The sequence below is a fragment of the Nocardiopsis sp. KDC1DS13DA1 genome (assembly GCF_055632325.1).
This window is the reverse complement of record NZ_JBVMUY010000014.1, coordinates 150,215-173,238: the sequence shown is the minus strand read 5'-3', so window position 1 is coordinate 173,238 and position 23,024 is coordinate 150,215. Positions and strand designations below refer to the sequence as shown.

Below are 23,024 nucleotides of genomic sequence, written 5' to 3'. Positions count from 1 at the left end.
CGGGGTCAGACGGTCACGGGTCACTCAGGCGGCGTTCTTCTTGGCGCGGCGGGCCTCTGCGGAGCGGCGGCCCATCTTCACGAAGTGGGCGCGTCGGCGAGCGTCAGCGGCCTTGCGCCTGTTCTCGGGGGTCATCACCCCGTCGGGGTCGACCTCGGTTTCCCAGCGGTCCCACGCGGCCCTGCGGGCTTTGCGGGTGCGGGCGGTCCTGTCAGGTGTGCGCGCCCATGAGTGCAGGGACGCGATCTTGGCGGCGGCAGAGCGACGCTCCGGATCCTTGGCGGCCATCTACGCTGCCTCCCTCTGCTGCTCGGCCTTCTCGTCCTTCACCCGCAGTGCTCCTTCGGCAAGGCGCAGGTGGGTGAGGATCAGGCGGTACACGTGCGGGGAGGGCTGGCGGCTGCCGACAGCGATCTTGCGGAGACCGGAGTAGGAGATGCCGGTCGCCTTGGCGAAGTCGACGAGGCTGTAACCCTTGTCGTCGAGCAGTTCGCGGAACGCGTCCCGGTCGAAGCGGCGCGTACTGCGGCGCCGGGTCGGGCGGGTCGTCTGCGACTGGTGCTGCTTCATGACCCCACTTTACCCCGCATGACCCCACTTAGGACACGCTTATTTGTGTCTCGAAGGACAGGTAACCGTGACTCTCGCGCAAACCATACGGCCGTGAACTGGAAATATGCAGAGATGAGGAGGACCTTCGGACTGCACCGAGCTACAGGATTGGGGTCCAATTGGGCCCGAAGGGGGATCCAAGTGGGGTCATGCCGTGTAGTGTGACGGCATGGCCACCGACACGCAGCCGCCTGAGCGAGTCGCACTGAAGAAGTACATCGACGAGCGCGCCGAGAGGAAGAACCTCCAACTCATCGACATCGCAGAAGCAGCCGACCTCCATCCGGAGACAGTCCGGCGCGTCCGCAAGGGCAGTGCGCCAATCCAGATGTCCACCCGAACGGCACTGGAACACGCCCTGGGATGGGCCCCGGGGTCGATCAACTCCATCCTCGCCGGGGGCCGGCCGATGCCCCTGGAGGAGGAAGCACCACAGGCGTATGTGACCTCCACCCCTCACGGAGGTCTCCAGCTCTGGCTGAGCGTGCGCGGAGCCGACGGGCAACCACAACAGATGATGATCCCCCTCGACCTGGAAACCGTTCCGGGCCTAGACGGACTGGCGTCCGACGAACGCGACAGCCTCACCCACCAGATGCTCGGTGTGATGGTGCACGCGGGCCGGGCGTTCCTGGAGGAACAGGGCCGCCAGCGAGCCGAGCGCAACGCGGAGAGCAACCCTACGGACAAGTAAAGAAGTGGTTAGGCCCAAATGTGGATTTCGTCACACACTGGGCCTACCATGATCATCCCCGCTCGACCTGGCAAAACGCACACGTCAAAGGGGATGTGTAATGCCATCAGAGTTCAGTGGAAACCGCGCGCCGGGCGACTTCCGCCCACAGCGCATCTACCAACCAACCCCCGAAGACCCCACCCTGTCGATCATCATCGACGACGGCCGCCCGCCCGAAGAGGGCTACTGGCTCTACACGACCCCCACCGGATACCTGATCCGGTTCTGGGAGCACGCCACTTGGGAGCGCGTCACCCGTGGCGGCAAGCGAGCCGCCTACGGTGAGCCCTACGACCTCTGCCTGAAGGTGTACGGCCTCTGGTCATGGGACGAGATCCCTGAGGACGGCACCGGATTCTGGGGCCCTGGAGAAGCCGAGGTCGACTACCGGGCCATCCGCTGTCTGGAAACCGCCGGACTCCTCGTCCCTTACGCCACGGCCTGACAGGGGAGGGACGATGTCGAACTTCCCGATGCCAGACCTTCCTGGTCGACGCCTGTACCGGCCGTCTACAGACGGCCCCACCCTGTCGATGTTCTTGGACGACGGCCGCCCGCCCGAAGAGGGCTACTGGCTCTACCCCACGAGCACCGGTTACCTCATCCGGATCTGGGACGGATCGACCTTCGGCCGCCTCATCCGCGGCTACAGGTCCAAGCTGGTTGGGGAACCAGCCGATCTCACCCTGGCCATCTGGGGATACCGCTCATGGGATGAGGTCCCCGAGGACGGCACCGGCTACTGGGGGCACGGGGATGCCCCAGTGGACGACCGAGCGATCCGGACCTTGGAGTGCGCGGGCCTGCTGATCCCCTACCGGTAGTCGAGCAACATGGAACGCCCCCACCCGAGCGGGTGGGGGCGTTCGCTGGCACAGGGTCAGATCCGGTCCCCCACAGCGTGCCGCTGGGATTCCTCCCACGCGAGCTGCTTAGCGGACGCAGAGATGTACAGGCGCAGCGTCTCGGTACGCTCCCAGCCCAGGCGGGCCTGCACGGTGGCAGGCGACAGCCCACTGGCCAGCGACACGGTGGCGGTCGTGCGCCGGAACCGGTGCGGGAAGGCCCGACCCTTGACGTTCGCCTCTTTCGCGCGGCGCCGGATCATGTGCTCCACGCCTGGCACCTGGAGCTGCTCACCGTTGGCGTCCTGGCCCAGCCACAGGTAGGGCGAGTGCGCCAGGTCATGGCGCTCGCGAGCCCGCAGGTACCGGTCCAGGGCCACGGCGGTCTTCGATCCGATGTCGACGAAGTGCGGCTTGCCGCCCTTCAACCGGAACCTGACCAGCGGGATCGGCTCGTCCAGGAAGACGTCGTTCTTGCGCTGGTTGTCCAGGTGCGGGTAGTCGGGGTCGTACAGCATCCCCGTCAACCCGCCGACCCGGACTCCGGTGTCGTCGAACAGCCGGATGATCGCGTGGTCCCTGCGGTCGGCGAAGGATGCCCCGGAGCACACCTTGAGCATCGCCTTGATGTCGCGGTCGGAGAAGGGGGTACGGTCGACCTCCTCCCCGAGGGGGCGGGGCATGGTCGCCATCGGGTCCTCAGTGGAGGGCAGCTCCTTCTCCTCCACCACGATCCACCGCCAGAACGCTCGCATGTTCCGCCAGTGGAATATGGCGTTGTTGCCGCTGGTGCGGTCGGCGATGCCGTCGATCCACATCTGCAGGTCGTCGGTAGTGATGTCGGCCAAGGTGATGGGGCCGCTCGCGCCGGACTCGTCGTCGACCAGCCCGTGCGCGTCGAGGTAGGCGGCGAAGCTCGTCAGGCTGCTGAGGTAGTTGCGCATGGTGATCTCCGAGAACGACTTCCCTCCCCTCGTGCGCGCGGTCCTGAGGTAGCGCCGCCAGGCGGGGACGAGCTTGGCCAGCTCGTTGCGGCGCGGCTTGGTCTTCTTCCTCGTGTTCCTCGTGGCCACGGTTATCGCGTCCTGTACGTGACGGGGAGGGCGGCGGTGTGCCTGCGGATCTGCTCGGCGCACCATCCGTCGATCGGGTCCACGTGGTGGAGGTAGGTCCGCAGCTCGGGGAGGAGGGCGCGGACACGGTCGGCCAGGAGCGTGTCGCGGTCCTGTTCGTCGTCGACGGTGCGCGGGTTGGGGAGGTCGATGGCCTCCAGGACGGCCGCGAGCATGTCGCGGATGCCGTCGTTGGTGGTGGTCCCGGGGTTCGTCGGCTCGACGTCAAGGGTTCGGGCGGGCTGGTGATGCATCGCACTACTCCTGCGGTTCGAGGGTTAGCGACTGGCCCGGATAGTACGAACCAGGAACGCTAACCGATCGGTGGCACTTTGTGCCGACTTTTGTTTCCGCAGGTCAGGACATAGACGGGGGTCACGTTTTCCCGCCAACCACTTTGCACTACAGTTTGTAGTACTACGGCCAGTCGGCATCTGAGAGGCGGGTATGGAAGCTCTTGATCTCGCGAGGTGGCAGTTCGGGGTCACCACGATCTACCACTTCCTGTTCGTACCCCTGACCATCGGCCTGTCGTTCATCGTGGCCGTGCTCCAGACGTTCTGGTACCGGACCGGACGGCACGAGTACCTCCAGGCGGCCCAGTTCTTCGGGAAGCTGTTCCTCATCAACTTCGCCATGGGCGTGGTCACCGGGATCGTGCAGGAGTTCCAGTTCGGCATGAACTGGAGCGAGTACTCCCGCTTCGTCGGGGACGTCTTCGGCGCCCCGCTGGCGATGGAGGCCCTGCTGGCCTTCTTCCTGGAGTCCACCTTCATCGGCCTGTGGATCTTCGGCTGGCACCGGCTGCCGCGCGCCGTCCACCTGCTGTGCATCTGGCTGGTGGCGCTCGGCACCAACCTGTCGGCGTACTTCATCCTGGCGGCCAACGCGTGGATGCGCCGCCCGGTCGGCTACGAGGTCGACCCCGAGACCGGCCGCGCCCGGCTCACCGACATCTGGGCCGTCCTGAGCAACGACCAGGCCTGGTCGACCTACCTGCACACCGTGTCGGCCGCGTTCATCACCGCCGGGCTGTTCGTCGTGTGCGTCAGCTGCTACAAGCTGTGGCGCAACAGCCGGCACAACGACACCGGGGTCGAGGGCGTGGTCCCGCCCAAGGGTGACCGGGCCCTGTTCCGCGGCACGCTCAAGGTCGGCCTGGTCTTCACGCTCCTGGCCGGGATGATCGTGGTCGTCTCCGGAGACCACCAGGCCAAGCTCGCCGCCGAGTACGAGCCGATGAAGCTGGCCGCGGCCGAGGCCCTGTGGGACACCGAGGAGGGCGCCGACTTCTCCGCCTTCGCCGTCGGCGACACCGAGGCCCGGTACAACCCCATCGACGTGACCGTGCCCAACGTGCTCAGCTTCCTGGCCACCGGTGAGTTCGACGGCGAGGTGCACGGCATGAACGACCTCCAGGAGGCCTACGAGGAGGCGTACGGCCCCGGCGACTACACACCCAACGTGTTCGTCGTGTACTGGTCGTTCCGCCTGATGATCGGCCTCGGACTGGCCGGGGTCGCGGTCGCCGCGCTCGGGCTGTTCCTGACCAGGGGCGACCGTTCGCCCGGGGCGTGGTTCTACTTCCTGGGGATGCTCGCGCTGCCCGCCGCGCTGGCGGCGAACATCCTCGGCTGGGTGCTCACGGAGATGGGCCGCCAGCCCTGGACCGTGCACGGTGAACTGCTCACCGCGGCCAGTGTCTCCCCCGGCGTCAGCCTCGCGACGGTCGCCACGAGCCTGGCCGTCTTCACCGCCCTGTACGGCGTCCTCTTCGTGGTCGAGGTCGGCCTGCTGGTCAAGTACGTCAAGGCCGGGCCCTCGCACCTCGTCCCCGCACTGGAGGACGACGAGGACGAGGCCCGCATCCCGCACTTCAGCTACTAGGAGCCGAGGACCATGGAACTGACCGTCGTCTGGTTCGTCGCCATCGCGGTCCTGTGGACCGGATACTTCGTCCTGGAGGGTTTCGACTTCGGGGTGGGCACCCTGCTGCCCCTCATGGGTCGGCGCGACTCCGTCGACCGCCGGGTCGCGATCAACGCGATCGGCCCGGTCTGGGACGCCAACGAGGTGTGGCTGCTCACGGCGGGCGGTGCGATGTTCGCCGCCTTCCCCGCCTGGTACGCGTCGCTGTTCAGCGGGTTCTACCTGCCGCTGCTCACCATCCTGGTCGCACTGATCCTGCGGGGCGTGGCCTTCGAGTACCGGGGCAAGCGGGACAGCGCGAGCTGGCGGGCCTGGTGGGACCGGGCGATCTTCTTCGGGAGCACCGCGCCCGCGTTCCTGTGGGGCCTGGTCTTCGCCAACGTCGTGCGGGGCGTGGCCATGGACTCCGACCACATCGTCACCGCCGGCCTCCTCGACCTGTTCAACCCCTACGGCCTGCTCGGCGGCGTGACCACGCTGTCACTGTTCACCCTGCACGGAGCGGTGTTCCTGACCCTCAAGACCGACGGCCCGGTCCGGGTCCGCGCCCGGCGGGCCGCCCTGGCCGCCTCCTGCGTCGCGGTCCCCGCCGGAGCGGCCTTCCTGGTCTGGACCCAGGCGGCCCACGGCGCGACCTGGACCCTGCCGGTGGTCGCCGTGGCCGTCGCCGCCCTGGCGGGCGGGGTCGCCGCGGCCCGGTCCGGGCGTGAGGGCGTGGCCTTCACCCTGACCGCCGTGACCGTCCTGGCGGCGTCCGCCACGCTGTTCGGGTCGCTGTTCCCGAACGTCCTCCCCTCGACGACCGACCCGGCGTTCCACCTGACCGTGGCCAACGCGTCCTCGGGCGACTACACGCTGACCGTGATGACCTGGGTGGCCGCGGTGTTCCTGCCGCTGGTCCTCCTCTACCAGGGATGGAGTTACTGGGTGTTCCGCAGGAGGGTGACGGGCGCGCAGGTCACCGGTGCGCAGGTCACCGGTGCGCAGACCACCGGGGAGGGGACCGCCGGCGCGACCGGCTCCGCGCCGACCCCGGCCCCGTAGACCACCGCGCGCGGAGCGTCCCGTACGCATCGCCCCGTACGGATCGCCCGGCGTTCCGCGCGCGGCGCACCCGCGGTGAGCGCCCTCCTCCGGAGTTGTCCACAGGCCGGGCGGGAGGGGAGGCGCCGAGCCGTCCGAGTGAGTAGGGTCCCTCGAAGACGGCCGCTCCGGCCGCGCACCGACTCCCGGCAAGGAGACCTGGTTGAAACCGCTCGACCCACGCCTGGTGCGGACCGCCGGCGCGGTCCGCACCCATCTGGCCGTCTCGGTGGCCAGCGGTGTGCTCGTCACCGGACTGATCCTGCTCCAGGCGTGGCTCCTCGCCCACGTGATCACCGGAGCGGCGGGCGGCGCCGGGATGGACACCCTGGGATGGGCGGTCGCCGCGGTCGCGGGGGCCGCCGTGGTCCGGGCACTGCTGTCGTACGCGGCGGAGACCTCCGCGCTGCACAGCGCCGCCCGCACCAAGTCGCAGCTGCGCCGACGCCTGGTCGCGCACGTGACCGGATCGGGGCGGGTGTGGACCGCCGAGCCGGGGGCCGACGGTGAACCGGGCTCCCCCAGGGCGGGTGAACTGGTCACCCTCGCCACCCGGGGCCTGGACGCGCTCGACGACTACTTCGCCCGGTACCTGCCCCAGCTCGTCCTGGCCGCGATCGTCCCGCTGGCGGTTCTGGCCGTGGTGTTCTGGGCCGACTGGATCTCGGGGATCGTCATCCTGGTGACGCTGCCGCTGATCCCGGTCTTCATGGCGTTGATCGGGATGCACACGCAGGCGCGCACCGATCGGCAGTGGCGGCTGCTGAGCCGGCTGGGCGGGCACTTCCTCGACGTCGTGGAGGGCCTGCCGACCCTGGCCGTGTTCCGCCGCGCCAAGGCCCAGGCGGCGATCATCCGACGGGTGGGCGAGGAACACCGGCGGGCCACCATGGGCACCCTGCGGATCGCGTTCCTGTCGGCGTTCGCGCTGGAACTCCTGGCCACCCTGGCGGTGGCGCTGGTGGCGGTGGAGATCGGGCTGCGGCTGCTGGGCGGGCACATGGACTACCAGACCGCCCTGCTCGTGCTGATCCTCGCCCCGGAGGCCTACCTGCCGCTCCGGGAGGTGGGTGCCCGCTTCCACGCGAGCATGGAGGGGGTGGCCGCCGCCGAGCAGGTGTTCACCGAACTCGACCGCGGCACGGCACGACGGGCGTCCGGCACCGGTGCGCGACCGCCCCAGCCGCCACCGACCGGTCGCCCCTCCCCGGCCGCCGCCGGGGACATCCGGTTCGAGGGCGTCGGGGTGCGCTACCCCGGGCGTGACCTGCCCGCGCTGTCGGAGCTGGACCTGGACATCCGCGCCGGAGAGCACGTCCTGCTCACCGGTCCCAGCGGGGCGGGCAAGAGCACCCTGCTGTCGCTGCTGCTGCGGCTGAACGAGCCGGGCGAGGGGCGGATCAGCGTGCGCGCGCCCGGTGGGGGGTGGACACCGCTGGCGGAGGTGCCGGCGCAGGACTGGCGACGGGGGATCGCGTGGGTTCCCCAGCGTCCCTACCTGTTCGACGTGTCGGTGGCCGACAACATCCGGCTCGGTGCCCCCGACGCGTCCATGGAGCAGGTGCGGGAGGCGGCGCGTCGGGCGGAGATCGACTCCTTCGTCTCCGGTCTGCCGGAGGGCTACGACACCCGGCTGGGCGAACGCGGTGCGCGACTGTCGGCGGGACAGCGCCAGCGGATCGCGCTCGCGCGGGCGCTGTGCCGGGACGCGCCGCTCGTCCTGCTGGACGAGCCCACCGCACACCTGGACCCGGAGAACGCGGCGGCGGTGCGCACGGCGGTCGCGCGGCTGTTGGAGGGCCGGACCGCCGTGATCGTCGCCCACGACACCGGGTGGGCCGGCGCCGACCCGGGCACCGCACCGCGTGTGGTGTCCCTGCCGCTGACGGGCCTGGAACGGAGCGTGACGCGATGAGTGCCGACACGAAGGCCGACGCGGAGCGCGGAACGGACCGGCCCGCCGACCGCCGGGACCCGCTGCGCCGGATGATCGCCCTGGCCCGGCCGCGCGGTGCGCGGTTCGCCCTGGGGGTGCTGCTCGGTGCCGCCGCGACCGGGGCCGGGGTCGCCCTGCTGGGTGTGGCCGCGTGGATGCTGGCCACCGCAGCCGACCACCCGCCGATCACGGCGCTGGGCGTGGCCGTGGTGGCCACACGGGCGCTGGGGGTCGGTCGCGGCGTGGCCCGGTACCTGGAGCGGCTGGTCACGCACGACGCGGCCTTCCGCACGTTGGCCGAGGTGCGGGTGCGGGTCTACGCACGGCTCGCGGCCACCGAGCCGTTCGGCCGGTTCCGGTCGGGTGACCTGGTGTCGCGGCTGGTCAACGACACCGAGGCGACGCTGGATCTGCTCGTGCGCGGACTGACACCGCCGTTGGTGTCGGTGGTGACCGGCGGCGCGACGGTGCTCTTCCTGACCACGGTGTACCTACCGGGAGGAGCACTGCTCGCGGCGGGACTGCTGCTGGCCGGACTGGCGGTGCCGCTCGCGGCCGCCGCGCTCGGCCGGGCCCCCGGCCGACGGCAGGCCAGGGCGCGGGGCGAGCTGTCGACCGCGCTGGTGGACACCCTGCACGGCGCACCGGACCTGGTGGCCTACGGGGCGATGGACCGGCAGGTGGACCGGGTGAACGCCGCCGACGAGGAACTCACCCGGATGGCCCGGCGGGACGCGGCGGTCCTCGGCTTCGGGGCGGGGGCGACCGCACTGATCACCGGCCTGACCGTGTGGGCCGCGCTGCTGCTGGGTGTGGCCGCCGTGGAGGGCGGCACACTGGACGCGGTGTCCCTGGCGGTGCTGGTGCTGACGACGATGGCGGCGTTCGAGATCGTGGCCCCGCTGCCCGCGGTGGCCGCCAGGCTGGGGGCGATCCGGGCGAGCGGGGCGCGGCTGTTCGGCGTACTGGACACCCCTGCGGCCGTCGCGCCGCCCACCCGCACCGGACTGGATCCGGAGGGTGATCCGACGGTGCGGGTACGGGACCTGAGGGTGCGGTACGGCCCGGACCAGCCGTGGGCGCTGGACGGGGTGGACCTGGACATCCCGGCCGGGGCGACGGTGGCGGTGATCGGACCGAGCGGCGCCGGGAAGAGCACCCTGGCGTCGGTCCTGCTGCGGTTCCGCGACCCGGACGCGGGCCGGGTGGAGCTCGGGGGCACGGACGTGACCGCCTATCCGGCGGACGAGGTGCGCGCGGTGGTGTCGGGCGTACCGCAGGACCCGCACGTGTTCGCGTCGACGCTGCGGGAGAACCTGCGGCTGGCGCGGCCCGGCGCGCGGGACGACGAGCTGTGGGCCGCGCTGCGCAGGGCCCGGCTCGCGGACGAGGTGTCCGCGATGCCCGAGGGGCTGGACACCCGCGTGGGCACGCACGGTCTGGGGTTGAGCGGGGGCATGGTGCAGCGGCTGGCCCTGGCCCGCGCGCTGCTGGCGGACCCGAGGGTCCTGGTCCTGGACGAGCCGACCGCACACCTGGATCCGGACACGCGGGACGCGGTGGTCGACGACCTCCTGGACGCCGCGGAGGGGTACTCGACCCTGCTCATCACCCACGACCTGACGGGGTTGGAGCGGGTCGACCGGATCTACGTGGTGCGTGAGGGGAGGGTGATCCAGTCCGGGACGTTCACGGAACTGTCCCGGGAGGAGGGGTGGTTCCGGAACGTGACCGACGACGGGGCCTGACGGGGGCGACGTCCTCTTCCGGGGGTTCCGCGGGTATACCCCCGGCAGGCCAAAGACCGGTGCCCCGGTCACCCGCGCGTCTGACACCGGCGGACCCATCCTCTAGGGTTCGTGCGTGGTTAAGTCTCTTCGCGAAATCCTCGGTGGTGCGGGCACTCTCGCACGCGGCTTCGGCATGATGGTGCGCAGTCCGCGCCTGTTCCTCCTGGGCGCCCTGCCCCCGCTGTTCACCTCGCTGGTGTTCCTGGCGCTGTTCGTGACGCTCCTGGTCAACGTCGCCGACCTGGCGGCGTGGGCGACACCGTTCTCGGAGGGATGGGACGCCACCTGGCGGAGCACCCTGCGCGTCGCGGTCTCCGTCGCCATGGCGATCGGCGCCGTCCTGGTCATGGTCGTGACGTTCACGACCGTGACGCTGACACTGGGCGCGCCCATCTACGACAAGATCGGCGAGCTGGTCGAGGAGCGGTTGGGCAACCCTCCCGAGGGCAACGACGAGCCGCTGATGGCGTCCATCGTCCGGGCGATCCGCCAGTCGCTCGGGATCATCCTGGTGTCGCTGGTGGTCACCCTGGTCGTGTTCGGGATCGGTTTCATCCCGCTGGTCGGCCAGATCGTCGGCGCGGTCCTGGCGGCCGTGCTCGGTGGTTGGCTGCTCGCCATCGAACTCCTGGCCGGGGCCTTCGACCGCAGGAGCATGCTCCTGGTCCGGGACCGCCGCCGCTACATGGGCACCCGGCGGCTGCGCGTACTCGGGTACGCCGTTCCCACGTACTTCCTGCTGGCGATCCCGTTCGTGGCGATCGTGGTGTTCCCCGCGGCCACGGCGGGCGGGACGATCCTGGCCCGGGACCTGTTCGAGGCCGGTGAGCGGCGGGGCTGGAACGGCCCTGGCGGGAACCCGGTCGCCGCGCACGGGCCGGGGCTGCCGGGCCCGGGCGGACCGGGGACCCCCGGAGCCCACCCGCACGACGGAGCGCCGCGGTCCCCGTACGGTCAGGGACGCCCCCCGGCCGGACACTGACCGCCGCGGGGCGGGCGGGACCGCCCGTCCCGCGGTCGGTCGGATCCCGCCTCCCGCAACGGGTGCCCGAGGGTCCCGATCCGGTCCGCCCTAGCGCAGGCCGGGCCGCCGGCGCAGCGCGGTGGTGATCATCCGGTCGACGAGCGCGGCGTAGTCGACGCCGGTCGCCCCCCACATCTGCGGAAACGCCGAGGCCGGGGTGAACCCGGGCATGGTGTTCAGTTCGTTGACGAGGATCTCGCCGTCCTCGGTGTAGAAGAAGTCGACCCGCGCCAGACCCTCGCAGCCCATCGCCTCGAACACCTCGGCCGCCATGCCGCGCAGTCGGGCGGTGGCCTCCTCCGGGATCCGCGCCGGGATGGTCAGGCTGCTCGTGGACAGGTACTTGGCCTCGAAGTCGTAGAAGTCGAACCCGTCCGCGACGTGCACCTCGGCGGGAAGGGAGACGTCGGGGGTCCCGCCGTCCTCGGCCTCCAGCACCCCGCACTCGATCTCGCGGCCGACGACCTGGGCCTCCACCAGCACCTTGGGGTCGTGCTCCCGGGCGGCCTCGACGGCGGCGACCACCGCGTCGGCGTCCTTGGCGTCGTCCACCTTGCTGATGCCGACGCTGCTGCCCGCCCGGGCGGGCTTGACGAAGACGGTCCCGCCCAGTGCGGCGACGTCGTCGAGCACCCTCTTGCGCTCGGCCCGCCACTGCCGGTCGGTGACCGCCACGTAGTCACTGGTGGGGATGCCGTTCCCGATGAGCATCGCCTTCATGAACACCTTGTCCATGGCCGCCGCGCTGGAGAACACCCCGGCGCCCGCGTAGCGCACGCCCATCATCTCGAACAGCCCCTGGATGGTGCCGTCCTCGCCGAACGGCCCGTGCAGGAGCGGTAGGACGACGTCCACCCCGGCCAGGCGCTCCACCCCCTGCTCGGGGTCGACGGTCATCAGCTGACCGGCGGCGTCGAACGGCAGGGCCAGGTCGGTTCCGTCCTCGGCGACGGTCGGCAGCGCCTTGGTCCGCGCGTCGATCCGCAGCCGCTCCGGGTCGGCCGGGGCCAGGACCCAGTTGCCGCCCTTGGTGATGCCGACCGGCACGATCTCGTAGCGGTCGTGGTCGACGACGGACAGGACGCTGCCCGCGGTGACGCAGGAGATCTCATGCTCGGAACTACGACCGCCGAAGACGACGGCGACCCGAATCTTGCGCTGCTCGGACGACATGCTGCCTGACCTTATCTCGCCTTTTGGTGGAACTGGAACCGGGGAAACGCCCCGTTCATGTCAGATGTCCGCATCGAGCGCCGCGAGGGCGTCGTCGATGAGGTCCTGGGGATCCTCCAGGCCGATGGAGAACCGCACCGCTCCGGGTGAGATACCCGCGTCCGCGAGTTCGGTCTCGCTCATCTGGCGGTGCGTGGTGGAGGCGACGTGCCCCACCAGTGTGTGCGTCCCGCCCAGCGAGGCGGCCACCGTCCCGAGCTGGAGCCGGTCGGCGAAGGCCATCCCGGCGTCCCAGCCGTCCCGGTGGTGCACGGTCACGACGCCGCCGCCCCTGCCGGCGTCGAACAGTGTGGCCGCCAGCTCCGCCTGGGGGTGCGAGGCCAGGGACGGGTGGTCGACCCGCGCCACCCTCGGGTGGCCCTCCAGCGCGGCGGCGAACGCGGCGGCGGACTCGCACTGCCGCTGGACCCGCAGCGGCAGGGTCTCCAGCCCCCGGTGCAGCAGGTAGGCCTCGTCCGGGGCCAGGCACGCCCCCAGGTCGACCCGGGCCGCGCGGATCCGGTCGACCAGTTCGGGCGCGGCCACCGCCACGCCGCCCGTGGCGTCACTGTGCCCGCCGATGGACTTGGTCGCCGAGTGCACGACGACGTCGGCCCCGTGCTCCAGCGGCCGGCAGACCACGGGAGAGGCGAAGGTGGAGTCCACGACGAGGGCCGCGCCCGACTCCCGCGCGATCCGTGCCAGCGCGGGCAGGTCGGACACCGCCATGGTGGGGTTGGACAGCGTCTCGGTGAACACCACCCGGGTGTCCGGCCGCACCGCCGCCCGCACCGCGTCCAGGTCGGTGATGTCCACGAAGTCCGTCCGCACGCCGAACCGCCGCAGCAACCCGTCGAGCAGGGAGTACGTGTTGCCGTAGATGGACCGCGCGGCGACGACGTGCGCCCCGGCCCCGGTCAGCGCCATGAGCACCGTGCTGATCGCGGCCATGCCCGACGCGAACGCCTGCCCCCGCACCGGCGTACGCAGGCCGGCACCCTCCAGCACGGCGACCCCCTCGGCGAAGGCGTCCACCGTCGGGCTGTCGAGCCGCGCGTAGGAGTAGCCCTCCCTGGTCCCGGCCAGTACGTCGGCGTACTCCCTGGAGGTGCGGAACTCGTAGGTGGTGGCCCGGTGGACGGGCATCCGCATCGGACGCTCCGCCGGGACCGGCGCGTGCGGGAGGTTCTGCGCCAGGGTGTACTCCGTGTCGGGCCCCGGGGCGGGTAGGTGCGGCATACTGCTCTCTCTCAGACCCCGTAACGCTCGGGCTTGGCGCTGCGCGCCATGAACGCGGCCAGCGCCTCGGCGGGGCTCAGGTCGTGGTGCATCATCTTGACGACGGCCTCGGTGATCGGCATGTCGACGCCGTGCCGCCAGCCCAGTTCGAGGATCGACTCCGAGGACTTGACCCCCTCAGCCGTCTGGCTGGTCTCCGCGACGACCTGTTCCAGGGTCTTGCCCGCGCCCAGTTTCTCACCGAATGTTCGGTTGCGCGACAGCGGAGAGGAGCATGTCGCCACAAGGTCACCCAACCCGGCCAGGCCGGACAGGGTGTGCTCGTCGGCGCCGAGGGTCACGGCGAGCCGTGTCGTCTCGGCCAGGCCCCGGGTGATGAGTGAGGCCTTGGTGTTGTCCCCGAAACCCATCCCCTCGGCGACGCCCACGGCGAGCCCGATGACGTTCTTCATCGCGCCGCCGATCTCCACCCCGACCAGGTCGGTGCTGGTGTACGGGCGGAAGTACGGCGCCTTGAACAGCCCTTGGAGCCAGACGGCAGTCTCCTCGTGCGGGCAGGCCACGACGGCGGTGGCGGGCTGGCGCTCGGCGATCTCCCGGGCCAGGTTGGGTCCCGAGACCACGGCGATCCGCTCCTCCGGGTACCCCAGGACCTCGGCGACGATCTGGCTGACCCGCAGCTGCGTGCCCAGCTCCACGCCCTTCATCAGGCTGACGATCACCGCGTCCTCACGCAGGTGCTCCCGCCACTGGACGAGGTTGGCCCGCAGCGTCTGCGAGGGAACCGCGAGCACCACCACGTCCGCGTCGGCGACCGCCTCCGTCACGTCGGTGGTCGCGCGCAGCCGGGGGTTCAGCGTGATCCCGGGGAAGTAGTCCGGGTTCTGCGAGGTCGCGTTGATCGCGTCCACGACCGACGCACGCCGCCCCCACAGCACGACCTCCGCAGCCGGAGCGTCCGGACCCTCCCCCCGTGCCCGGTCCGCCGCGTCCGCGACGATGTTGGCGAACACGGTTCCCCAGGAACCGGCGCCGAGCACGGCGATCCTCACGTTGTCGCTGCCCATCAGCCCCGTCACGCCTCGTTCTTCCCGTTGTCGTCCTCGGCCGCGGCGGCCCCGTCCGCCGGTCCCCCGGCGACCGCCCCGCCGTCGTTCTCGGCCCGGGCCTGAACCCGCGCCTGCTTCATGTCGTAGGGCACCGCCGGCGGCTCCTCGCCCCGGATCTTGGCCTGGAGCCCGGTGATGTCGCGCATGATCGCCTCGGTGGCCTCGTTCAGGATCGTGGCGGTCAGCGGCTTGCCCCGGAAACGGTCCAGGTCCACCGGCGGTCCGGCACGGAACTCCACGCGCTTGGGCGGGAACAGGCTGAGCTTCTTCTCCCCCTGGTACGGGAGGAGGTTCTGCTCGCCCCAGTGCGCCACCGGTACCACGGGCACCCCCGTGGTCAGCGCCAGACGGGCCACCCCGGTCTTGGCGGTCATCGGCCACAGCCCGGGGTCACGCGTGCAGGTGCCCTCCGGGTAGAAGATCACCGAGGCGCCGTCCCGCGTGAGCGCCAGCTCGGCCTCGTGCAGGGCCTTGACGGCGTCCGTGCTGCCGCGCTTGATGGGGATCTGGCCCGTGCTCCTGGCCACCGACCGCACCACCGGAATCCGCATGACCGCGTCCTTCATGGTGAAGGTCGGCCAGCGACGCACCCCCACGTACATGAAGTGCGCGACCGTCAACGGGTCGACCGTGGACAGGTGGTTGGCTGCGATGATCACCCCGCCCTTGGCGGGAACGTGCTCCGTCCCCGACCAGACGGGCTTGGTCACCAGCCTGAGGAGGGGGCGCACGATGCACGCCACGACCACCTTCACCCACCGTGATTCTCGTTGCTTGGCCACGGGACTCCTCACTCCATCGCTCCCGGTCCGTCCGGACCCCGAAGCACAACCGGTTCAGTCTAGGGCGATCCGGTACCCGCTCCTCCAGCCCGGAGACGCACGTCACCGGGCAGGTCACCGGCACGGGATCCGCCCGGGCCCCGCGCCGCGCCCGTCCCCGAGCGCCTACCCTCGTGTCACTGCCCTTGCCGTACCGACCCCGGGGGGACCGTGACCGGCTTCGGAGAGCGAGACGGGGCCGCGCGCGCCGGGGTGCGCTGGTCCCTGATCGTCCCAGTCAAGCACCTCGACCGAGCCAAGTCGCGACTGGCCCGTGCCGCCGGACCGCTCCGGGGCGACCTCGCGCTGGCCGTGGCCTGCGACACCGTGGCCGCCGCGCTCGCCTGCCCCGAGGTCGGCTCGGTCTTCGCGGTCACCGACGACGAGCGGGCCCGTGACGAGCTCGCCGCCCTGGGCGCGGTCGTGGTCGGCGGTGAGCCGGGAACCGGTCTCAACCCCGCGCTGCGGCACGGGGCCGCCGTCGCACGGCGGCGCCTGCCGGGGTCCGGGGTGTGCGCCCTGTCCGCGGACCTGCCCGCGCTGCGTCCCGACGAACTCGGCCGGGTCCTGGGGGCGGCGGCCGGTCAGCGCCGGTCCTTCCTGCCGGACGCGCCCGGGGTGGGCACGACCGTGCTCGCCTCGGCCCCCGGTGCCCCGTTCCTGCCCGCCTTCGAGGGGGCCTCCCGCGCCCGGCACCTGGCGTCGGGCGCCCGGGAGCTGGTGGTCGCGGACGTCGACTCGGTCCGGCGGGACGTGGACACCCCGGAGGACCTGCGCGCGGCGGTCCGTCTGGGGGTGGGGGCGCGTACCCGGGACCTGCTGGGGCGGATGCGCGACCACGCCGCCGCGGCCGCCTCCCCCCGACAGGAGGGGATCGCCCCGGCGGCCGGCACCGCCCCGAACAGCGCTCCGCCCGGGCCCCTTGTCGGGAACCCGGGCGGAGCGGCTGAACCTTCGCCGTGCGGCGGCGGATCTAGGCCCCCTTGTTGACCCGTTCCTTGAAGTCAGCGCCAGCGCGGAACTTCGGGACCTTGGTCGCGGGGACGTTGATGGTGGCCCCGGTGGCGGGGTTGCGCGCGGTGCGGGCCGCACGCTCGGACTTCTCGAACACGCCGAAGCCCGTGATGGCGACCTTGTCGCCCTTCGCGACGGTCTCCTGAATCGTGTCGAGCACAGCGTTGACCGCTTCGGTCGCGGTCTTCTTGTCTCCGAGCCGATCGGAGATCGCGTCGATCAGGTCACGCTTGTTCATAAGGTTCCTCCGGTTCCCCCTTGCTCGCACGAAATTAGGGGAAGTTCGGCCCGTTACACAAATACAAACGCCTGTGGGGAAGGCGTGTCGGCCCCTCCCCCACCTGCGCGCCAGCTACGGAAGGCAGTGGAACCGAGTCGCAGTACGCCGTCCCACGAGTCCCTTTTGCGCCCTTGTGTGAGCCTCAAATGCCTACGTATAACCGGATTCCGGGCACGTCACATGACGCGATTGAGGACGCAAACCCCGCAAGCGGCCGGTCACACCAAGTAAAGGTAAAATATTTCGGGGCCGGCGGGTGTGCTGCGTCACACACCCCCTCCGACCCCGTCGCTGAGCACGATCCGGCGCCTACAGCGTCACGGGCAGCCAGGGTCGCCGCGTGTTCTCGAACTCCCCGATCCCCTCCGTGTGACGCAGCGTCAGGGCGATGTCGTCCAGCCCCTCCATCAGCCGCCACCGGGTGTAGTCGTCCAGCTCGAAGGACTCCCGGACGCCCGGGGCGCGGACCTCGCGGTCGACCAGGTCGACGGTCACCTCGGTGGTCGGGTCGGCCTCGACCGCGTCCCACAGCCGCTCGATGACCTCCTGGGGCAGCAGGATGGTCAGCAGCCCGCCCTTGAGCGAGTTGCCCCGGAAGATGTCCGCGAAGCGCGACGACAGCACCGCGCGGAAGCCGTAGTCCTTCAGGGCCCACACGGCGTGCTCACGCGAGGAACCGGTGCCGAAGTCCGGGCCGGCCACCAGCACGGACGCACCGGAGTGCTCGGGGCGGTTCAGGACGAAGTCCGGGTCGCTCCCACGCCACTCGGCGAACAGGCCGTCCTCGAAGCCGGTGCGGCTCACGCGCTTGAGGTAGACGGCGGGGATGATCTGGTCGGTGTCGACGTTGCTGGCGCGCAGCGGGACGGCCCGACCGGTGTGGACGTCGATCTTCTCCATGGCAGCTCTCTCCTAGCTGGTCGGGGCCCTACAGGGACACCAGGTCGGCGGGCGAGGACAGCGTTCCGCGCACCGCCGTGGCGGCGGCCACCTGGGGGGACACCAGGTGCGTGCGGCCGCCGCGCCCCTGACGGCCCTCGAAGTTGCGGTTGGACGTGGAGGCGCTGCGCTCACCCGGCTTGAGCTGGTCCGGGTTCATGCCCAGGCACATCGAGCACCCGGCCTCGCGCCACTCGGCACCGGCCTCCTCGAAGATCCGGCCGAGACCCTCCTCGTTGGCCTGCTCCTTGACCCGCATCGAGCCCGGGACGACCAGCATGCGGACGCCGTCGGCGACCCTGCGGCCCCGGATGATCTCGGCGGCGGTCCGCAGGTCCTCGATCCGGCCGTTGGTGCACGAACCCAGGAAGACCGTGTCCACGCTCACCTCGCGCATCGGCGTGCCGGGGGCCAGGTCCATGTAGGCCAGGGCCTTCTCGGCGGCGGCCCGCGCGCTGGAGTCCTCGAAGGAGGTGGGGTCGGGCACGGAGGCGTCCAGCGGAACGCCCTGGCCGGGGTTGGTGCCCCAGGTGACGAAGGGGCTCAGCTCGTCGGCGTCCAGGACCACCTCGGCGTCGAAGACGGCGCCCTCGTCGGTGCGCAGGCTCTTCCAGTGCTCGACGGCCGCGTCGAAGTCCTCGCCCCGGGGGGCGTGGGCCCGGCCGCGGATGTAGTCGAACGTGGTCTGGTCGGGGGCGATCATCCCGGCGCGGGCGCCCGCCTCGATGGACATGTTGCACACCGTCATGCGGGCCTCCATCGACAGCGACTCGATGGCCTCGCCGCGGTACTCGATGACGTAGCCCTGGCCGCCTCCGGTGCCGATCTTGGCGATGACCGCGAGGATGATGTCCTTGGCCGACACGCCCGGCCCGAGCGTGCCGTTGACCGTGACGGCCATGGTCCTGAACGGGGCCAGGGGCAGCGTCTGGGTGGCCAGTACGTGCTCGACCTGGCTGGTGCCGATGCCGAAGGCCAGCGCGCCGAACGCCCCGTGGGTACTGGTGTGGCTGTCACCGCACACGATGGTCATGCCGGGCTGGGTCAGGCCCAACTGGGGGCCGACGACGTGCACCACGCCCTGCTCGATGTCGCCCATGGGGTGCAGGCGCACCCCGAAGTCCGAGCAGTTCTTCCGCAGGGTCTCGACCTGCTTGCGGGAGACGGGGTCGGCGATCGGGGCGAGCAGGTTCTGGGTGGGGACGTTGTGGTCCTCGGTCGCGATCGTGAGGTCGGGGCGCCGCACGGAACGACCGGCCAGGCGCAGCCCCTCGAAGGCCTGCGGACTGGTCACCTCGTGCACCAGGTGGAGGTCGATGTAGAGCAGGTCCGGCTCGCCGTCGGCACGTCGGACGACGTGCTCCTCCCAGACCTTCTCGGCCATCGTGCGTGCCATGGGCGATCGCCTCTCTCGTTCTTCGTCTCGGGCCCGTGTCGTGGTGGACCCAGCGCGGACGTGCGGGCTGACTTGCATTCCATATTTCGAGACGGCAATATCAAGTCATGGACAACTCTAGCTCATCCAGCGGCGTCGGTGTGCTGGACAAGACGATGTCGGTCCTCGACGCGTTGGAGTCGGGCCCGGCGTCCCTCGCCCAACTGGTACAGATCACCGGCCTGGCCCGGCCCACCGCGCACCGCCTGGCCGTCGCCCTGGAGCGGCACCGCATGGTGTCCCGGGACAGCCAGGGGCGGTTCGTGCTGGGCCCGCGACTGGGCGAGCTCTCCATCGCCACCGGCGAGGACCGGCTCCTGGCCGTGGCCGCGCCCGTGCTCGTCCAGCTGCGCGACCTGACCGGGGAGAGCGCCCAGCTCTACCGCCGTCAGGGCGACCTGCGGGTCTGCGTGGCCGCCTCCGAGCGCACCAGCGGCCTGCGCGACACCGTGCCCGTCGGCAGCGAACTCCCGATGAACGCCGGATCGGCCGCCCAGGTGCTGCTCGCCTGGGAGGACCCCGACCGCATCCGCCGCTCCCTGGTGGGCGCCCGCTTCACGGCGGCCAGCCTGGCCCAGGTGCGCCGCCGCCGCTGGGCCCAGAGCGTGGCCGAGCGCGAGCAGGGCGTCGCCTCGGTGTCCGCCCCCGTCTCGGGGCCGGGCGGACGCGTGATCGCCGCCGTCTCGGTCTCCGGCCCGATAGAGCGCCTGACCCGCTCACCCGGCCGGATGCACTCCCAGGCCGTCCTGTCGGCCGCCGAGAAGATCAGCGAGTCGCTGCACACCTACGAGGGCCGCTAGGGCGTACCTCTTTGGTCCTCCGCTTCGCTTCGGACCGTGTTCGGGCGCCCCGAAGGCAGGGATTCTTCATCCTCGCCTTCGCCTGCCGCTCGTTCCTCGCTCGCGGCTCGGCTCGTCTTGCAGAACCCTGCCGACGCCCGAACGGCAACCCCCTGGGGTGACCGTCCCAAGAAACGAAACCCGACCCACCACCCACAACCGACGCCCACCGCCCCGTAGTCCCCGCGACACCGGCCACCACCGCCCCCGCCCCCGCCCCCGCCCGCAACACACCAGCCGACGACCGCGCCCGCCCGCCCCGGCGGGCGCGGTCGTTTCCGTGCCCGTGGGGACACCCCGACCGTGGACACTTATTGACACAATGTCTAACATGACAGCATGTCTCACACGAGAGTGACCGGGGACACACCCCCTCAGGCCGAGCTCGACGCCTTCCGCGAGCTCCAACAACTCGCCTACCGGGCCGCGCGCGACGTGGCGGCGACCCTCGAACCCGGCGTCACCGAACGCGAGGCGGCCCGCCGTATCCGCGAACACCTCGAAGGGCACGGGGTCCAGGACTGGTTCCACACCCCCTTCGCCTGGTTCGGGGACCGCACCGCCTTCCGGGGTTTCAGGGTCCCCCTCCAGTTCTTCCCGTCCCGGCGCAGACTGGAGGAGGGGATGCCGTTCATCCTCGACTGCGCCCCCGTCCGCGACGGGTACGTCGCCGACATCGGCTACTCCGGCTACCTCGGCGAGAACCCCCTGCACGACCGCCTCATGGACGACCTGCGCGCCCACCGCGACCTGATCGTCGAGCGGGTCCGCGCGGGCGACACCCTCCAGGACGTCTACCGCGCCGTCGACGCCCTCATCCGCGACCAGGGCTACGACAACCGCCACCAGGTCTATCCCGGCCGCGTCATCGCCCACCAGGTCGGGAGGGTGCGTTCGAGGCTGCCCCGGGCGATCGTCGCGGGCTTCGGGGTCCGCTCCCTGCAGACCCTGGTCGGCGACCTCGTCGTCGAGCGGATGCACCACCGCTCGCCCCTGTGGGCGGACGGCGACATCTCCGCCCACCCCGCCACCCCCGGCATGTGGGCGGTCGAACCCCACATCGGCTTCCGCGACATCGGCGTGAAGTTCGAGGAGATCCTCGTCGTCACCGAGGACGACGCCTACTGGCTCGACGACGACCTGCCCCACGTGCGCCGCTGGGACCGAAGACGCCCGGCCTCCACCGCGCGGGGGACCGCCGCACGGCGGGGCGGGACACCCACGGACGACGCCTCCGGCGCGGCATCACCCGAACCGTCGGCCTCCACCGTCCCGACCGCTACCGAGGTGACCCGATGAACTCACCGTTGCGCCCCCACGGCCACGTGACCGCCTCCGACGGCCAGCGCCTGGCCGTCCACACCGCCGGGGACCCCGCGCGCCCCACGCTCCTCCTCGTCCACGGCTACCCCGACAACTCCTCGGTCTGGGACGCCCTGGCCGCGGACCTGGCCGCCGACCACCACGTCGTCGCCTACGACGTGCGCGGCGCCGGGCGCTCCACCGCCCCCGACGACCGCTCCGGTTACCGGCTGGACCAGCTCGCCGAGGACGTGGTCACCGTCGCCGACGCGGTCAGCCCGGACACGCCCGTCCACCTCGTCGGACACGACTGGGGCGCCATCCAGTCCTGGCACGCGGTCACCGAACCCGCCCACGCGCACCGCTTCGCCTCCTACACGGCGGTCTCCGGGCCCAACCTCGACCACGCGGGCCACTGGTTGCGCCGCCGCCCCGACGGCCTGCGCCACGCGCTGCGCCAGTCCGTGCGCTCGGGTTACATCGGCTTCTTCCACCTGCCCGGGATCCCCGAGGCCGCCTGGCTGACCGGGGTCGGCGGCCTCGCCCTGACCGCGCTCGAACGGATCGGCGGCGGACCGCACACCCCCGCCCGGCGCGCCACCCGCGACTACCTCAACGGACTCGCGCTCTACCGGGCCAACATGATCCCCCGCCTCACCCGCCCCGGCGAGCGCCGCACCGACGTCCCCGTCCAGGTCCTGGCGCCCACCCGGGACGCGTTCATGGTCGACCAGATCCAGTCCAACGCCGCCCGCTGGGTCGAGGACCTGCGGTTCCACCGCTTCCAGGGCGGCCACTGGAGCCTGCGCTCACGCCCGGGGGCCGTCGCCGCGCGCGTGCGCTCCCTCGTCACCGAGATCGGCTCGGGATCCCCCCGGCCGCGCCGCGTCCGCACCGCCCAGCAGGCCCGCCGCCACGGCGGGGCCTTCAGCGGCCAGGTCGCCGTGGTCACCGGAGCGGGCAGCGGTATCGGCCGCTCCCTGTGCTTCGAACTCGCCGAGCGCGGGGCCCGGATCGTCGCCGTCGACGTCAACGGGCCCGCCGCCGAGCGCACCGCCGAGCTGTCCGCCATGCTCACCCCCGGTGCCGGCGCCCGGCGCGCGGACGTCACCGACGCCGCCGCCATGGCCAGGCTCGCCGCGTGGGTCCGCGACGAGTACGGCGTCCCCGACCTCGTGGTCAACAACGCGGGGATCGGCGTGGCCGGGCCGTTCCTGGACACCACCCGCCAGGACTGGGAACGGGTCGTGGACATCAACCTGTGGGGCGTGATCCACGGTTGCCGCGCCTTCGCCCCGATGATGGTCGAGGCCGGGGGCGGCGGCCGCATCGTCAACACCGCCTCGGCCGCCTCCTACCTGCCCTCGCGGGTCTACGGCGCCTACGCCACCACCAAGGCCGCCGTCCTGATGCTCAGCCGGAGCCTGCGCGGTGAGCTCGCCGACAGCGGTGTCACCGTCACCGCGGTCTGCCCCGGCCTGATCAACACCGGGATCATCTCCAATGCCCGGCTGTCGGGGATGGGCGAGCGCTCCGCCGCCAAGGAGCGGCTCAACCGGCTCTACCGGCTGCGCGGATACACCCCCGACAAGGCGGCCCGCCGCATCGCCGACGCCCTCGACCGCGACCCGGAGATCGTCCCCGTCACCGGCGAGGCCCACGCGGGTCTGCTGCTGTCCCGCCTCAGCCCCGGCACGCTGCGCGCCGTCGCCCGCCTCTCCCCGCCGGTCTGACCCGGTCCTCCCCCATCTCCCAGCACCGCACTGG

General features: G+C 71.5%; 23 protein-coding genes. 12 read left to right on the top strand and 11 right to left on the bottom strand.

Translation table 11 applies throughout. From position 1 onward, the window contains the following. Positions 1 to 24: 24 nt before the first annotated feature. Both ACTVAJ_RS08920 and ACTVAJ_RS08915 read right to left on the bottom strand, forming a co-directional pair. Entirely contained in the window at positions 25 to 288 is a 264-nt protein-coding gene (locus ACTVAJ_RS08920; protein WP_470387599.1) for a hypothetical protein, read from the bottom strand. Continuing rightward, a complete protein-coding gene (locus ACTVAJ_RS08915) occupies positions 289 to 570 on the bottom strand; it encodes a helix-turn-helix domain-containing protein (RefSeq protein WP_470387598.1) in 282 nt (93 codons plus the stop codon). Between the two features lie 211 nt (positions 571 to 781). Between ACTVAJ_RS08915 and ACTVAJ_RS08910 the strand changes: the two genes are divergently transcribed. From ACTVAJ_RS08910 to ACTVAJ_RS08900, 3 genes are all read left to right on the top strand, one after another. Beyond that, positions 782 to 1,306, top strand: coding sequence for a hypothetical protein (locus ACTVAJ_RS08910; protein ID WP_470387597.1), 525 nt, complete (start codon positions 782 to 784; stop codon positions 1,304 to 1,306). A gap of 100 nt (positions 1,307 to 1,406) precedes the next feature. Beyond that, positions 1,407 to 1,793, top strand: a complete 387-nt coding sequence (locus ACTVAJ_RS08905; RefSeq protein ID WP_470387596.1) for a hypothetical protein — start codon at positions 1,407 to 1,409, stop codon at positions 1,791 to 1,793. A gap of 28 nt (positions 1,794 to 1,821) precedes the next feature. Beyond that, positions 1,822 to 2,172: a hypothetical protein gene (locus ACTVAJ_RS08900; protein WP_470387595.1), complete on the top strand. Its 351-nt coding sequence runs from the start codon at positions 1,822 to 1,824 to the stop codon at positions 2,170 to 2,172. Between the two features lie 56 nt (positions 2,173 to 2,228). Here ACTVAJ_RS08900 and ACTVAJ_RS08895 read toward each other — a convergent pair whose 3' ends face one another. Then, entirely contained in the window at positions 2,229 to 3,266 is a 1,038-nt protein-coding gene (locus ACTVAJ_RS08895; protein WP_470387594.1) for a tyrosine-type recombinase/integrase, read from the bottom strand. A gap of 2 nt (positions 3,267 to 3,268) precedes the next feature. Beyond that, a complete protein-coding gene (locus ACTVAJ_RS08890) occupies positions 3,269 to 3,559 on the bottom strand; it encodes a hypothetical protein (RefSeq protein ID WP_470387593.1) in 291 nt (96 codons plus the stop codon). Positions 3,560 to 3,752: 193 nt separating this feature from the next. On the opposite strand from ACTVAJ_RS08890, the gene ACTVAJ_RS08885 reads away from it, so the two are divergent. The 5 genes from ACTVAJ_RS08885 (at position 3,753) to ACTVAJ_RS08865 (ending at position 11,025) form a co-directional block, all read left to right on the top strand. Next, a complete protein-coding gene (locus ACTVAJ_RS08885; protein ID WP_470387592.1) occupies positions 3,753 to 5,192 on the top strand; it encodes a cytochrome ubiquinol oxidase subunit I in 1,440 nt (479 codons plus the stop codon). 12 nt (positions 5,193 to 5,204) lie between these two features. After that, entirely contained in the window at positions 5,205 to 6,278 is a 1,074-nt protein-coding gene (cydB, locus tag ACTVAJ_RS08880; protein ID WP_470387591.1) for a cytochrome d ubiquinol oxidase subunit II, read from the top strand. A 202-nt stretch (positions 6,279 to 6,480) separates the two neighbouring features. Further along, positions 6,481 to 8,232: a thiol reductant ABC exporter subunit CydD gene (gene cydD, locus ACTVAJ_RS08875; RefSeq protein WP_470387590.1), complete on the top strand. Its 1,752-nt coding sequence runs from the start codon at positions 6,481 to 6,483 to the stop codon at positions 8,230 to 8,232. Next, the gene (gene cydC, locus ACTVAJ_RS08870) at positions 8,229 to 10,001 is read left to right on the top strand and encodes a thiol reductant ABC exporter subunit CydC (protein WP_470387589.1); all 1,773 of its coding nucleotides are present in this window, start codon (positions 8,229 to 8,231) and stop codon (positions 9,999 to 10,001) included. Before cydD ends, cydC begins: the two co-directional genes overlap by 4 nt. A gap of 175 nt (positions 10,002 to 10,176) precedes the next feature. After that, the gene (locus tag ACTVAJ_RS08865) at positions 10,177 to 11,025 is read left to right on the top strand and encodes an EI24 domain-containing protein (protein ID WP_470387876.1); all 849 of its coding nucleotides are present in this window, start codon (positions 10,177 to 10,179) and stop codon (positions 11,023 to 11,025) included. 90 nt (positions 11,026 to 11,115) lie between these two features. Here ACTVAJ_RS08865 and ACTVAJ_RS08860 read toward each other — a convergent pair whose 3' ends face one another. Genes ACTVAJ_RS08860 through ACTVAJ_RS08845 form a run of 4 tightly spaced genes read right to left on the bottom strand, consistent with a single transcriptional unit; the run spans position 11,116 to position 15,409 of the window. Then, the gene (locus ACTVAJ_RS08860) at positions 11,116 to 12,240 is read right to left on the bottom strand and encodes a D-alanine--D-alanine ligase family protein (RefSeq protein WP_470387588.1); all 1,125 of its coding nucleotides are present in this window, start codon (positions 12,238 to 12,240) and stop codon (positions 11,116 to 11,118) included. Between the two features lie 60 nt (positions 12,241 to 12,300). Next, positions 12,301 to 13,518, bottom strand: coding sequence for a trans-sulfuration enzyme family protein (locus ACTVAJ_RS08855; protein ID WP_470387587.1), 1,218 nt, complete (start codon positions 13,516 to 13,518; stop codon positions 12,301 to 12,303). Positions 13,519 to 13,529: 11 nt separating this feature from the next. Continuing rightward, positions 13,530 to 14,585 carry an NAD(P)H-dependent glycerol-3-phosphate dehydrogenase gene (locus tag ACTVAJ_RS08850; protein ID WP_470387875.1) on the bottom strand — a complete coding sequence of 352 codons (1,056 nt, stop codon included), beginning with the start codon at positions 14,583 to 14,585 and terminating at the stop codon, positions 13,530 to 13,532. 8 nt (positions 14,586 to 14,593) lie between these two features. Next, on the bottom strand, positions 14,594 to 15,409 hold the full coding sequence (locus tag ACTVAJ_RS08845) for a lysophospholipid acyltransferase family protein (protein ID WP_470387586.1): 816 nt from the start codon (positions 15,407 to 15,409) through the stop codon (positions 14,594 to 14,596). A 210-nt stretch (positions 15,410 to 15,619) separates the two neighbouring features. On the opposite strand from ACTVAJ_RS08845, the gene cofC reads away from it, so the two are divergent. Beyond that, positions 15,620 to 16,438, top strand: a complete 819-nt coding sequence (gene cofC, locus ACTVAJ_RS08840) for a 2-phospho-L-lactate guanylyltransferase (protein WP_470387585.1) — start codon at positions 15,620 to 15,622, stop codon at positions 16,436 to 16,438. Here the strand turns inward: cofC and ACTVAJ_RS08835 are convergent. The 3 genes from ACTVAJ_RS08835 to leuC form a co-directional block, all read right to left on the bottom strand. Then, positions 16,422 to 16,700 carry an HU family DNA-binding protein gene (locus tag ACTVAJ_RS08835; protein WP_470387584.1) on the bottom strand — a complete coding sequence of 93 codons (279 nt, stop codon included), beginning with the start codon at positions 16,698 to 16,700 and terminating at the stop codon, positions 16,422 to 16,424. The two genes, cofC and ACTVAJ_RS08835, sit on opposite strands and share 17 nt — an antisense overlap. Before the next feature lie 351 nt (positions 16,701 to 17,051). After that, a complete protein-coding gene (gene leuD / locus ACTVAJ_RS08830; protein ID WP_470387583.1) occupies positions 17,052 to 17,642 on the bottom strand; it encodes a 3-isopropylmalate dehydratase small subunit in 591 nt (196 codons plus the stop codon). Between the two features lie 28 nt (positions 17,643 to 17,670). Then, the gene (gene leuC, locus ACTVAJ_RS08825) at positions 17,671 to 19,077 is read right to left on the bottom strand and encodes a 3-isopropylmalate dehydratase large subunit (RefSeq protein ID WP_470387582.1); all 1,407 of its coding nucleotides are present in this window, start codon (positions 19,075 to 19,077) and stop codon (positions 17,671 to 17,673) included. A gap of 155 nt (positions 19,078 to 19,232) precedes the next feature. Between leuC and ACTVAJ_RS08820 the strand changes: the two genes are divergently transcribed. The 3 genes from ACTVAJ_RS08820 to ACTVAJ_RS08810 all read left to right on the top strand — a co-directional run bounded on the left by ACTVAJ_RS08820 (position 19,233) and on the right by ACTVAJ_RS08810 (position 22,990). Beyond that, positions 19,233 to 19,916 carry an IclR family transcriptional regulator gene (locus ACTVAJ_RS08820; protein ID WP_470387874.1) on the top strand — a complete coding sequence of 228 codons (684 nt, stop codon included), beginning with the start codon at positions 19,233 to 19,235 and terminating at the stop codon, positions 19,914 to 19,916. Positions 19,917 to 20,294: 378 nt separating this feature from the next. Beyond that, positions 20,295 to 21,254 carry a M24 family metallopeptidase gene (locus ACTVAJ_RS08815; RefSeq protein WP_470387581.1) on the top strand — a complete coding sequence of 320 codons (960 nt, stop codon included), beginning with the start codon at positions 20,295 to 20,297 and terminating at the stop codon, positions 21,252 to 21,254. Continuing rightward, complete coding sequence (locus ACTVAJ_RS08810) at positions 21,251 to 22,990, top strand: SDR family oxidoreductase (RefSeq protein WP_470387580.1); 1,740 nt, start codon at positions 21,251 to 21,253, stop codon at positions 22,988 to 22,990. Before ACTVAJ_RS08815 ends, ACTVAJ_RS08810 begins: the two co-directional genes overlap by 4 nt. Positions 22,991 to 23,024: the final 34 nt, after the last annotated feature.